Raw genomic sequence first — 12,894 nt, forward strand, 5'->3', positions numbered from 1 at the left:
CCGTGAACAGCCGCGAACGCGTCCTCGCCCACCTCGACGGTCGACCGGTCGACCGCCTGCCGCTCATGCCCATCACGATGCAGTTCGCCGCCGACGTCATCGGCGCGAAGTACCTGCGGTACGTGACGGACTTCCGCACGCTGGTCGAGGGGCAGCTCCGCACCGTGGAGAGGTACGGCTTCGACTACGTCTCCTGCATCTCCGATCCCGCGCGGGAAGCCGCGGACTGCGGCTCGGACATCGCGCTGTTCGACGACCAGCCCCCGGCGTTCAAGGAGGAGCGGGCCCTGCTGGCGGACAAGACCCGGCTCGCCGCCCTGAAGGTCCCCGACCCGCTCGCCGGCGGCCGGATGACCGACCGGGTGCGCGCCGCGGAGCTGTTCCGCCGCGAGGTCGGCGGCGATACGCTGATCGAGGGCTGGATCGAGGGCCCGATGGCCGAGGGCGCCGACCTCAGGGGCATCAACACCATCATGCTCGACCTCTACGACGACCCGGCGTTCATCGTCGACCTGTTCGAGTTCGTCACGGAGATGGAGATCCGGTTCGCGAGGGCCCAGGTGGAGGCCGGCGTGGATCTGATCGGCATCGGGGACGCCGCGGCCTCGCTGGTGGGGCCGGTGTTCTACGAGCGATTCGTCTGGCCGTACGAGAAGCGGATGGTGGACGCCGTGCGCGCGATGGGCGCCAGGGTACGCCTGCACATCTGCGGCGACACCAACGTCCTCGTCGACGGGATGGGCCGGCTCGGCTGCGACATCGTGGACCTGGACTATCCGGTGGACATGGCCCAGGCGCGGGCGCGGATGCCGGGCCAGGTCATCCTCGGCAACGTCGAGCCCGTCGGCGTGATGCGGAACGGCACGCCCGCGGTGGTCACGGCGGCGCTGGCGGCGTGCCATCGCGCGGCGGGGCCGCGGTACATCGTGGGCGCCGGCTGCGAGCTTCCACGCGACACCGCGGAGGCCAACGTCCGGGCGATGTGCGCGTTCGCCCGGGACACGTCGCCCTAGCGACCCAGCGCCCCCTGCTCGCGCGCGATCCGGTCGAGCAGCGCGTCCGCTGCGGGATCGAAGTCGTTCGCCGCGGGCGGGTAACGCTCGGCCACCATCCGCATCCCGCGCCACGGATCGATCGGGCAGTCGAAGTCGCCCACGACGCCCTTCACCTTGCGGTTGTCGAAGAGCACCGACGCGGCCTTGTCGCCGAGCAGCGGCCCTTCCCACTCCGGCTCGTAGCGGACCAGCGTCTCGCTCGCCACGTGCACCAGCGTGAGCCCGACGCCGAGGGCGGCGGCGATGGCCTCGAAGATCTCGTTCCACGGCCACGCCCGGTCGCCGGTGATGTGGAACGCCTGCCCGAGGGCGCGGCGCTCGCCCAGCAGCCGCGCGAACGGCCGCGCGAAGTCCGCGGCGTGGGTCACGGTCCACAGCGACTCGCCGTCGCCGTGCAGCACCACCGGCTTGCCGCGCAGCATCCGCGAGACCTCGATGCCGCCCAGCGGCGTCGGCATGCGCGCGCGGTAGGTGTGGCTGGGCCGGACGACGGTGTACGGGAGCGCGGCCTGCGCCCCGAGCAGCGCTTCCATCTCGGCCTTGGCGCGCGAGTAGGCCCAGTGCGGGTTGTCGAGCGGCGTGGCCTCGGTGATGGGGAGACCGCGCACCGGCTTCCGGTAGGCCGAGGCCGAGCTGATGAAGACGTACTGGCCGCAGTGCCCGGTGAAGATCCCGAGGTCGCGCGTCAGCTCCGCGGGGGTGAACAGGCGGAACTGGCACACCGCGTCGAAGCCCTCGCGCGCCAGCCGGCCGTAGGCCGCGTCGTCCCGCACGTCGCCCGCGACGAGCCGGCACTCGGCCGGGAGGCCGGCGTTGTGGTGGCCGCGATTGTAGACCGTGACCTCGTGGCCGAGCCGCACCGACTCGTGGATGCAGTCGAAGCTGATCTCGCCGGTCCCGCCGACGTACAGCACGCGCATGGGGCCTCCGTTCTCGCCCGGGCGCCGCCAGGCGGCGCGCTACGCCGCCCCGCCCGCGCCCGCCGGGCCGCCGAGCGGGTCCGGCGCGTCGAGCACGTCGCGGATCCGGTGCAGCAGGTCCGTGACCGTCCACGGCTTCGACAGGAACGGGATCCGCGGATCCAGCCGCTCCCGCTCGTTCATGTCGCGCTCGGTGTAGCCGCTGGTGAACAGGATCCTCACCCGGGAGCCGGCCTCGCGCATCCGGCGCAGCAGCTCGGGGCCCCCGATGCCCGGCATGACGACGTCCGAGATGACCAGGGCCGGCGCGGGCTGGCCGGAACTCAGGTACTCCAGGGCCTCGCGCCCGTCCGTCGCGCCGACCACGGCGTAGCCGAACGTCTCGAGGACGCGCGTGGTGGCCCGCTTCACCGAGGGATCGTCCTCGACCAGCAGCACCAGCTCGGTGCCGCCCCGGATCTCGCCCGCGTCCGGCTGGGGCGGCACCGCCGGGGCGCCGGACAGCGCCGGGAAGTAGACGCGCACCGACGTGCCGCGCCCGGGCTCACTCGCGACCTCCACGAAGCCGCCGTGCTGCTTCATCAGCCCGTAGACGACGGACATCCCGAGGCCGCTGTGCTCGCTGACCGGCTTGGTGCTGAAGAACGGCTCGAAAATGCGCCGCCGGGTCTCCTCGTCCATGCCCGCGCCGGTGTCGGCCACCTCCAGCACCACGAACTCGCCGGACTGCCCCCAGCCGCGGGCGCGGACCCTCATCTCGTCCACCGTCTCGCGCGCCACGCCGAGGGTCAGCGTGCCGCCCGCCGGCATCGCGTCGCGGGCGTTGGTCACGAGGTTCATCAGGATCTGGCCCATCGCGCCCTCGTCGGCCCGGATCACCGCGTCCGGCGCGGCGATGCTGAGGTCGATCCGGACGTCCGCCGGCAGGACCCGCTGCGCCATGCGGGTGAAGTCGGCCAGCAGCGGGCCCGGCGTCAGCGCCCGGAAGTCGAGCGGCTGCCGGCGGCCGAGGGCCAGCAGCTTCTTGGTGAGGTCCGCCCCGCGCTGGGCCGCCTGCCGGATCAGCTCGACGTCCTCCCGCTGCGCGGCGGCGGCCGGGACGGCGGCGGCGAGCATCGCGCTGGACGCCAGGACCGTGGTGAGGAGGTTGTTGAGGTCGTGCGCCATGCCGCCCGCGAGCTGGCCCACCGCCTCCATCTTCTGCGCCTGCCGCAGCTGCTCCTCGAGCTGGAACCGCTCGGTCACGTCCTGGCCGATGGCCACGAAGCCCACCACCGGGCCCTCGGGGGCGCGGAGCACCGTGTTGTTCCACTCCACGCGCCGCCGGCCGCCCGTGCGGGTGAGGATCTCGTTCCCGTGGTGGATCGGGAGGTCTCCGGTGGCGACCCCGCGCTCGAGCGTCTCGCGGGCCGCGAGGTCCGGCGGGATGAACCGGTCGAACCAGCTCGCGCCCATCACCTCGTCGCGCCGCCAGCCGGTCACGTCGAGCAGGTAGTCGTTGCAGTAGGTGATGCGTCCGGCCGCATCGAGACCGACGGCCAGCAGGCGCATCCCGTCGAGCGCCGTCCGGAACCGGCGCTCCGCCTCCCGCAGCGCCTCCTCGGTGCGCTTCCGCTCGATGGCCATCGCCGCCTGGATCGAGACGAACTGCAGCAGGCGCTTCTCCTCCTCGCCGTAGCGGACGCCGCCCGTGTACGTCTGCAGCACGAGCACGCCGATCGTGGCGTCGCCGACGATCAGCGGGACGCCGAGCCAGTCCAGCGACGGGGCGCCGATGGATTCGACCTCGCCCCGGCGCTCGAGATCGGCGAACACCTCGGGCGTCGCCAGCAGCGCCTGGCCCGTCCGCAGCACGTACTCGGTGAGGCCCCGCCCGGGCTTCTTGGGCGGCGGCGCGGGGTCGTGCTGGTCCACGAAGTACGGGAAGCTGATCAGGCCGGCCCGGGCGTCGTGGAGCGCGATGTAGAAGTTCTCGGCCGGCATCAGCTCGCCCACGACCCGGTGCAGAACCGCGTACAGCTCCTGCAGGCTCGGCACCGCGTGGGTGGACTCGGCGATCGCGTAGATCGCGCGCTGGGTGCGCTCCGTCTGCCGGCGCCGCTCCTCCGCGCGGTCGAGCAGCGTCGCGCTCCACAGCAGCAGGACGCCCAGCAGCGCCACCGCCACCAGCGCCAGGACCGCGTTCCCGAAATCCCCGCTCCACAGCCCGGCGTGCTCCGCGAGCAGCTCGAGCCACGACAGCACCAGGATGATCACGATCATCCAGGGCACCGCCCGCCGCGCGATGATGCCCGCCGGCGGCCCGCTGGCCATCAGCCGCGCGATCCCGGAGTCCGGTCGCCCGGCGACGGTGGCGGTCGAGAGCGCGAGGAACGCGACGGCGGTGTTGACGGACATCGTCACGATCCGCGCGGCCCGCTCGTGCGGGCCGACGTCGTACAGGTAGCCGACCAGCACCAGGGCGGCCACCAGGCCCGCGCAGGCGGCGAACGGCTGGACGATCCAGTCCACCCACGGGGCGTCCGCGTCCATCGCCAGCCGGGCGCCGCCGAGCAGGAAGAAGTTGAGCGCGGTGGTGGGCGCCATCCGTCCGGGGAACAGCGCCGGCTGACTCACGGCCGCCTCCGGGAGCAGCAGCCGGTCGATGCCCAGGTCGACGCCCAGGACGTACTCCGCCAGGGTGAGGACGCCCACCGCGGCCACCAGCAGGGCGAGCGCCTCCTGCGTCCGCCGACCCGCCGCGGGGACGCGATCCGGCAGCGGCCACAGGGCGGCGCCGAGCAGCAGCACCCCGAGCGCCGCGTTCGGGCGGATGGAGGTCCAGCCCGGCACCACGCTGGTGAGGACCGGGACGCCGAGCGCCACGCCGAGGAGCCCGAGGCCGCCGACCAGAACGGCGATCGCCGCTCCGGCCTGCATCGCGCGCCGCGTCACGGGAGATGCACCCATCGGCTCAAAGGAAACCGCCGCCCGGTGGCGCGGCTAGGGTCCGCCGTCTCCCGCCGGCCCAACCGTCACGGCCCGGTAACGCCGCCGCCCCGCCTGGAACTCGGCCCCCGGCTCGATGGTACGAGGGGACCGCCGAGCGCCGGCGGGGCGCCGCGCGCGCGCCAACGGGAGCAAAGTTCTCGAGTTATCAGGTCATCTGTTGACTTTATGACCTGGAAGCGATAAGCACAGGCAGTCCGACGTCCCCCGCGCCCGCGGCCCCCCACGGCCGCGGCCGCCCGGCACCGGCCGTTCGACGAAGGAGACGCCGCATGCGCCCCGAACAGTGGGCGACGTTCAAGCGAGCCGCGCGACGCGAGAAGCTCGACCGCGTCCCGATGGCGCTGATCATCGACAGCCCGTGGATCCCGGGCTACCTCGGCCTGAACCACATGGACTACTTCCTGGATCCCGAGCTGTGGTTCCAGTCCAACCTCCGGATCCACCGCGAGTTCCCCGACATCATCTTCGTGCCGTCGTGGTGGATGGAGTACGGGATGGCGGCGGAGCCCTCGGCGCTGGGGGCGAAGATCAAGTTCTGGCAGGACAACACGCCGAGCGAGTACCACACGCTCTACCACATCGAGGACATGGACCTCTGGCCGGACTACGAGGTCGAGGCCGACGCGTTCATGGGGATGACGCTGCACCGCATCCGGATGCAGCGGCAGCGGATCCTCGACACCGGCGAGATCCTGCCGCTGGTGACCTCGCGCGGCCCGATGTGCACCGCCGGGTTCGTCCGCAGCACCACCGACTTCATGATCGATCTGGTGGAGAAGCCGGAGTGGGCGCACAAGCTGCTGGACCGCTGCACCACCCTGATCATCGACTGGCTGAAGGCGCAGGCGCAGGCGATGGGCCCGTCGGTCGAGGGGATCTTCATCCTCGACGACATCGTGGGGTTCGTGAACGAGGAGCACTACCTCGAGTTCGCGCACCCGTGCCTGAAGCGGATCTGCGACGCGTTCCCGAAGGACTGGGTGAAGGTCTACCACAACGACGCCGACGTCAACGCGTGCCTCGACCACCTGCCCGACTGCGGGTTCGACGTGCTGAACTGGGGCAAGCAGACGGACATCGCGGAGGTGAAGGCGCGGGTGGGCGACCGGATGTGCCTGATGGGCAACGTGAACCCGCTCGAGGTGGGGGTGCGCGGCACGCCCGAGGAGGTGCGGGCCGCGACGCTGGAGGTGCTGGAGAAGAGCGGCGGCGAGGGGATCATCCTGTCGGTGGGCGGCGGCACCAGCCCGGGGATGCCGAAGGCGAACATCGTCGCGATGCAACAGGCGCTCGAGCAGTTCAACGGCAGCCGGCGCGCGGCGCCGGCGCACGCCTGAGGGAGCGGGGATGCCGGACTACGCGGTGATGAACCAGTGCCTCTACGAGGGCAAGGCCGCCGACGTGGAGCGGATGACGAAGGAGGCGCTGGCCGAGGGGCGGAGCGTGCAGGAGGTGCTGTCCGAGGGCCTCATCGCGGGGATGAGCGTGGTGGGGGAGGACTTCAAGCACAACATCCTGTACGTGCCCGAGGTGCTGATCGCGGCGCGGGCGATGAAGGCCGGGATGGCGGTCCTCAAGCCGCTGCTGACGGCCAAGGACTCGGTCGTCGAGCCGGCGGGGGTGCTGCTGATGGGGACGGTGCGCGGCGACCTGCACGACATCGGCAAGAACCTGGTGTGCATGATGGCCGAGGGCGCGGGGTTCGAGGTGCACGACATCGGCGTGGACCAGAGCATCGAGAAGTTCCTGGCGGCCACGGAGCAGTTCAAGCCGGACATCATCGGGATGAGCGCGCTGCTGACGACGACGATGACCTACATGAAGACGGTGATCGACGGCTACCGGGAGCGGGGCCTGGGCCACGTCAAGATGGCGATCGGCGGCGCGCCGATCAGCCAGATGTACGCCGAGGAGATCGGCGCCGACGGCTACGGGGCCGACGCCTCGAGCGCCGTGGACCTATTCCTGCGGCTGGTGCGCGAGAAGGCGGCCAGGGCGTGAGCGCGCCACGCCGGCGCCGCCGTCCGCGGCCGCGCGCGCGCCGCTGAGGGCGCGATGGCGTCGTACCAGGTCCTCTACTGGCAGGACATCCCCTCGCAGGTGAAGGCGTGGGACGACTTCGACGAGGTGAAGATCGAGTTGTCCCCGCGGTTCGTGGCGCGGATCGACCAGGCCGCGACGGCGCAGGGCCTCACCGGGACGGACGCCTACCTCGGCGAGTGGCGCTGGGGCGAGACGCTGGAGCGGACCGGCACCGCCGCGGAGGTGGCCGAGCGCGTGCGGCGGGAGCTGGAAGCGGCGGCCGGCTGAGCCCGCCGGCCCTCGCGCGCCCGCGATGAAGCTCCTCCACGAAGCGGTCCTCGAGCGGCGCCTGGTCGCGGACGGCGCCATGGGGACCGAGCTGATGGCCGCCGGGCTCGAGGCCGGCGGCTGCGGCGAGGCGTGGAACCTCCTCCATCCCGACCGGGTGCTGGCCATCCAGCGGCGCTACGCCGACGCCGGCGCCGACTGCCTCCTCACCAACACGTTCGGGGCGAGCCGCCTGATGCTGGCGCGCCACGGCCACGCCGAGCTGGCGCGCGCCATCAACCAGTACGGGGTGCGGCTGGCGCGCGAGGCGCTGGCCGGCCGCCCGGGCTGGGTGATCGGGGACCTCGGGCCGCTGGGCGGGATCCTCGAGCCGGTGGGCGACCTGCCCCTGGCGAGCGCCCGCGAGGCGTACGAGGAGCAGGCGGCCGCGCTGGTCGAGGCGGGCGCCGACGCGCTGATCGTCGAGACCCAGACGTCGCTCGAGGAGCTGGGCCTGGGGATCGACGCCGCGCGCGCGGCGCGCGCGAAGTCGATCATCGCCTCGCTCGCCTACGACCGCTCGGCCGACGGGACGTTCTACGTCACGATGATGGGCGTGCTGCCGGAGCGGGCGGCCGCGTTCGCCGCCGAGCGCGGCGCGCACATCGTGGCTCTCAACTGCGGCACGGGCATCGACATGGCGGCCGTGGCCGCGGTGCTGCGGAGCTACCGGGCGCAGGTCGGGCTGCCCACGATGGGGCAGCCCAACGCCGGCAACCCGGTGCTCGAGCACGGCCGCGCGGTCTACAAGCAGACGCCGGCCGAGATGGCGGCCGGGGTGGCCGAGGTGCTGGCGGCGGGCGCGGGCATCGTCGGCTCGTGCTGCGGCAGCACGCCGGCGCACACGGCCGCCATCCGCAAGGTGGTCGACGAGTTCAACCGGCGGCCCGCCGCCGCCGCGCGCTAGGCCGCGGTGGACACGCTGCGGGAGCAGCTCGAGGGGGCACGGTTCCTCGTGGGCGTCGAGCTGGTCTCGATCCGCGGCTCGATGTCGGAGGCCACCGCCGTGCGGGTGCGCGCGCTCGCCACCCAGCTGGTGGACCGGCCCGAGGTGGACTGGATCTCCATCACCGACAACGCGGGCGGCAACCCGCAGCTCCATCCGCAGGCGCTCGGCAAGCCGATCCTGTACGCCGGCAAGGAAGTGGTCATCCACCTCACCTGCAAGGACCTCAACCGCAACGCGCTCGAGAGCGCGGCGTGGCAGCTCGACAGCGAGGGCTTCCACAACGTGCTGGCGATGACGGGCGACTACCCCGTCGGCGGGAGCGGCGGCCGGGCCAAGCCCGTGTTCGACCTCGACTCCGTGGGCCTGATCGCGATGCTCGACCGGATGAACCGCGGGTTCGACGACAAGCACCTCAAGACGTCGTTCTGCATCGGGGCGGTGACGAGCAACACCAAGCTGCGCGAGGGCGAGGTCGTCCCGCAGTACCTCAAGCTCGCCAAGAAGATCGAGTGCGGCGCGCACTTCATCATCAACCAGGTGGGGTTCGACGCCCGCAAGGCGCGCGAGCTGAAGCGGTGGATGGACGGTCACGGCATCGGGCACACGCCGCTGGTGGGGAACGTGTACGTGCTCACGGCGCGCGCCGCGCGCCTGTTCGCCGCCGGGCGGGTCGCGGGCATCGTGGTGACGCCGGCGCTGCTGGAGCTGTGCGAGCGGCACGGCCGCTCGCCGGACGGCGGCAAGGCCTTCTTCCGGGAGTTCGCCGCCCGCCAGATGGCGATCTTCCGCGGGCTCGGCTACCGCGGCGCGTACCTGGGCGGGATCCACGACCTCGCCACCGTGGAGCGCGTGCTGGAGATCGAGCGCACGTTCGGTTCCGACGACTGGAAAGCGTTCGCCCGCGAGATCGCCTTCGGGCGGCCGGGCGAGTTCTTCGCCTACCCGGACGAGGTGGAGGCCGGGGGGGCCACAGCGGGCGGGGCACGGCCGGCCGCGGAGACGGCGGCGCGCGCGGGCGAGCGGCCCGCGGCACGCCCGGTCCGGAAGGCCCGCGGCCGGCGCGCCGGCCTCCTGTACGCGTTCTCGCGGTGGACCCACGCGCTGATGTTCACGCCCGGCCGGCTGCTGAGCCGCTGGGGCGCGAAGCTCGTCGCCCGCTCGCGCGATCCCGCGCAGGGCCCGCCGCCCCTCCGGGTGCTGGAGCGCGCCACCAAGGCCGCGCTGTTCCGCTGCAAGGACTGCGGCGACTGCTCGCTGCCGGACGTCGCGTTCCTGTGCCCCGAGTCGCAGTGCGCGAAGAACCAGCGCAACGGCCCGTGCGGCGGCACCCGGGAGGGGCGCTGCGAGGTGGACGGCTACGGCGAGTGCATCTGGCTCCGCGCGTACGAGCGGCTCAAGGCGGCCGGCACCGAGCTGGCGCTCCTGGACCACGCGCCCGTGCTGCAGAACCAGGCGCTGCGGGGCACCTCGAGCTGGGCCAACAACTGGCTGGGCCGGGATCACTCTGCGCTGCGCGCGGACACACACGCCGCACCCCCACACCCGGCCACCCCGCACACCACACCCAGTTCCGAGTTGCGAGACGCCGGGCTGCGAGACGCCGAGTTGCGAGACGCCCAGTTGCGAGACGCCGAGTTGCGAGGACAACCCCAACCCCCAAACCCCAACCCCCAATCCCCTGCCGCGGCCCGTCCCCATGGCTGAGACCCACCTCCACATCATCGGCGACCTCATCAACAACGCCTACGGGCGGGCCCGCAAGGCGTTCGCCGCACGCAGCCTCGAAGGGTACCAGGCGCTGGCCAGGGGGCAGACCGCGCTGGGCTGCGAGTGGCTCGACGTGAACATCGACGGCACGCAGCAGATCCAGGTCCGGCCGGCGGAGATGCTCGCCTTCCTCCCGGACCTGATCCCGGCCCTGCAGGAGGTTTCGCCCCTGCCGCTGTGCATCGACAACCCGTCCATCGACTACCAGCGCGTGGCGCTGGAGCACTACGACCGGAAGCGGGCGGGCGGGAAGCCGCCGATCGTCAACTCCATCGCCGCCTCGCGCGAGCGGCTCGACGAGATGATCGAGCTGGTGAAGAGCTACGACGCGATGGTGATCGTGGTGGTGTCGGAGCGGTTCGTCGAAGGCGGCACGTCGCAGTGCTTCAGCCCCGAGGACGTGCACGCCTCGGCGAGGCACTTCGTCGAGCTGCTCGCGGCGCGGGCCGGAAGGCGGACCGACCAGATCCTGCTCGATCCCGGCCTCGCGCCCGTCGGCGCCGACACCTACGGGCTGGTGAACATGGGCCTCGACGCGATGAGGCTGATCCGCGCGGACCGGGACCTGGCGGGGGCGCACGTCTCGGTCGGGCTCTCCAACTTCGCCTGGGGCACGCCGAAGCACATCCGCGGCGACCTGGAGAAGGCGTACCTGAGGATCGCGACCGACGCCGGGCTCGACTTCTCGATCGCCAATCCGGAGAGCGGGACCACGCCGCTCCCCACGGGCCACGAGACGGTGGTGCGCCTCCGGCACGCCCTCGACGAGGGCCGCGCGCAGCCCGACGAGACCAGAGAAGCCGCCGGCTTCCGCCAGGCGGAGGCCGTGCTGGCGATCTGGGCCTGAGGGATGCGCTCCGAGCCATCACGACGGCGCCGCCCCGTCGCCTACTGCAGCGCGCTCCGGGGATCCGCCGCGGCCGCGCGGCGGGCAGGCAGGTAGGCCGCCGCGCCGCCGAACACGGCGAGCACGAGGCCGGCGCCGAGCAGGGCGCGCGGATCGAGCGGGCTCACATGGAAGACCAGCGACGCGACGACGCGGGAGAAGGTCGCCGCGCCCACCACGCCGATGGCGATCCCCCCGCCGATCACGATGGCCCCCTGCCGCATGACCGTGGCGAGGATGGCCGCCGGGCTCGCCCCGAGCGCGATGCGGATGCCGAATTCCGTACCCCGCAGCCGGACCACGTAGGAGAGCACGCCGAAGATGCCGAGCGCGGCGAGCACGAGCGCCGTGCCGGCGAAGGCCACGAGGAGCAGCAGGGTGAATCTCCGCTGCGCGGTCCCGCGGCCGATCACATCCGACAAGGGCGCGGGCTGGTCCAGCACCAGCAGTGGATCCATCCGGGCGAGCAAAGCCCGGACGGCAGGCAGCAGGATCGTGGGCGCCGCGCTCGCCGAGACGACCTCGAACAGCGCCCAGTTGCGGTCACCGGCGAACTGCGCGTGCGCATGATAGACGTACGGCGAGAGGTCTCCCTCGGCGTTGACGGCGACGTCGGGCACCACGCCCACGATCGTGCTCGTCCGGCCGCCGGTCCGGAGCTGCTGCCCGAGCGGGTCCACACCGGGGAACGCGGCGTCGGCGACCGACTTGCTGACGACGACGCGGTCCGGCGCCCCGGCCACGTCCTCGTCGCCGAACCCGCGGCCCGCGAGGATCGGGATGCCGGCCGCGCGGAAGTAGTGCGGCCCCACCACCCGGTTCTGCGCCTGGAAGTACCTGTCCTTGCGGCCGACGAGGGGACCGCTGAGCACCTCGAGACCCCAGCTGTGGTAGGGCCCGGCGGCGGGGAGGTAGGACACGCCGCCCGCCGCCTTCACGCCGGGAAGCGCCTCGATCTGGTGCTCGAAGTCCGTGTAGAACCGCGCCCGGCCCGTCGAGTCGTAGCGTGCCTCGGGCAAGTGCACACGGAACGTCAGCACCCCGTCCGGCTTGATCCCGAGCGGCATGTCGCTCACGGCGTGGAAGCTCATGAGCAGCAGGCCCGCGCCGGCGAGCAGCACGAAGGCCAGCGCCACCTGCACCACGACCAGTCCGCTGCGGAGGCGCCCGGTCGCGCGGTCGCCGCTGTTGGCGCGTCCGCTGCCGCGCAGCACGTCGGCCGGGTCGGTCTGGCTCGCGCGCCACGCCGGCACCAGGCCGAAGACGATGGCGCTCGCCGTCGCGATGAGCATCGCGAAGACCAGCACCGGGACGTCCAGGCCGAGGCCGGCCAGCCGCGGAATGGACGACGCGCCGAGCGTGACCAGCGCCTGCATGGCGAGTCGTCCGACCACCAGCCCCGCCACCGCTCCGGCGGCGGCGAGCACCAGGCTCTCGGTGAGCAGCTGGCGCACCAGCCGGGCGCGCCCGGCGCCCAGCGCCGAGCGCACGGCGAACTCGCCCGAGCGCTCCGAGGCGCGCACCAGCTGCAAGCCGGCGACGTTCACGCACACCAGCAGCAGCACCAGCCCGACCGCGCCGAGCATCAGGTCGAGTGACCGGCCGGCCGAGCCCACCACGTCTTCCTTGAGCGGTACGAGGTGCGTCCGGTTGTCGCGTTGCATCGGATAGGGCTCGGTGAGCCGCTCCGTCATCATGTCGAGCTCGGCCTGCGCCTGCGCGACCGACACGCCCGGGCGCAGCCGCCCGACCAGCGTCAGCCAGTGATTCGAGATGTTCGACAGGTCGTGGCCGGTCGTGAGGTCGAGCGGGATCCAGGCTTCGACGCCACGGCCTGCGATCGGGTCGGCGAAGCCCTCGGGCATGACGCCCACCACGGTGAACGGCTCGCCGCTCATCGTCAGGCTGCGCCCGAGGACGCGCGGGTCGCCGTGAAACCGCTCGAGCCACAGCCGATGGCTCAGCACCACGAGCGGC

The 12,894-nt window shown here is 72.6% G+C and carries 10 protein-coding genes; 7 read left to right on the plus strand and 3 right to left on the minus strand.

Annotated features, from left to right (window positions below; genetic code table 11):
• Positions 1–2: 2 nt before the first annotated feature.
• Positions 3–1,013, plus strand: a complete 1,011-nt coding sequence (locus tag VMF70_01485; protein ID HTT66677.1) for a uroporphyrinogen decarboxylase family protein — start codon at positions 3–5, stop codon at positions 1,011–1,013.
• Here VMF70_01485 and VMF70_01490 read toward each other — a convergent pair.
• Positions 1,010–1,975 (minus strand): NAD-dependent epimerase/dehydratase family protein, encoded by a 966-nt coding sequence (locus tag VMF70_01490; protein HTT66678.1) that lies wholly within the window; start codon positions 1,973–1,975, stop codon positions 1,010–1,012. The genes VMF70_01485 and VMF70_01490 overlap by 4 nt on opposite strands.
• Positions 1,976–2,014: 39 nt before the next feature.
• Positions 2,015–4,909, minus strand: coding sequence for an ATP-binding protein (locus tag VMF70_01495; GenBank protein ID HTT66679.1), 2,895 nt, complete (start codon positions 4,907–4,909; stop codon positions 2,015–2,017).
• A gap of 326 nt (positions 4,910–5,235) precedes the next feature.
• Between VMF70_01495 and VMF70_01500 the strand changes: the two genes are divergently transcribed.
• The 6 genes from VMF70_01500 to VMF70_01525 are packed head-to-tail and all read left to right on the plus strand — an operon-like array spanning position 5,236 to position 10,878.
• The gene (locus VMF70_01500) at positions 5,236–6,303 is read left to right on the plus strand and encodes a uroporphyrinogen decarboxylase family protein (protein ID HTT66680.1); all 1,068 of its coding nucleotides are present in this window, start codon (positions 5,236–5,238) and stop codon (positions 6,301–6,303) included.
• A 10-nt stretch (positions 6,304–6,313) separates the two neighbouring features.
• Positions 6,314–6,967 (plus strand): corrinoid protein, encoded by a 654-nt coding sequence (locus VMF70_01505; GenBank protein ID HTT66681.1) that lies wholly within the window; start codon positions 6,314–6,316, stop codon positions 6,965–6,967.
• Between the two features lie 54 nt (positions 6,968–7,021).
• A complete protein-coding gene (locus tag VMF70_01510) occupies positions 7,022–7,276 on the plus strand; it encodes a virulence factor (protein ID HTT66682.1) in 255 nt (84 codons plus the stop codon).
• Positions 7,277–7,301: 25 nt separating this feature from the next.
• Entirely contained in the window at positions 7,302–8,222 is a 921-nt protein-coding gene (locus VMF70_01515; GenBank protein ID HTT66683.1) for a homocysteine S-methyltransferase family protein, read from the plus strand.
• 6 nt (positions 8,223–8,228) lie between these two features.
• A complete protein-coding gene (locus VMF70_01520) occupies positions 8,229–9,968 on the plus strand; it encodes a methylenetetrahydrofolate reductase C-terminal domain-containing protein (GenBank protein HTT66684.1) in 1,740 nt (579 codons plus the stop codon).
• Positions 9,961–10,878 carry a dihydropteroate synthase gene (locus VMF70_01525; GenBank protein HTT66685.1) on the plus strand — a complete coding sequence of 306 codons (918 nt, stop codon included), beginning with the start codon at positions 9,961–9,963 and terminating at the stop codon, positions 10,876–10,878. The genes VMF70_01520 and VMF70_01525 overlap by 8 nt, the downstream gene beginning before the upstream one ends.
• A gap of 41 nt (positions 10,879–10,919) precedes the next feature.
• On the opposite strand, the gene VMF70_01530 is transcribed toward VMF70_01525, so the two are convergent.
• Positions 10,920–12,894, minus strand: a 1,975-nt coding sequence (locus VMF70_01530; GenBank protein HTT66686.1) for an ADOP family duplicated permease, incomplete at its 5' end; no start/stop codon positions are given.

This window comes from Gemmatimonadales bacterium, assembly GCA_035502185.1.
Lineage (GTDB): Bacteria > Gemmatimonadota > Gemmatimonadetes > Gemmatimonadales > JACORV01 > Fen-1245.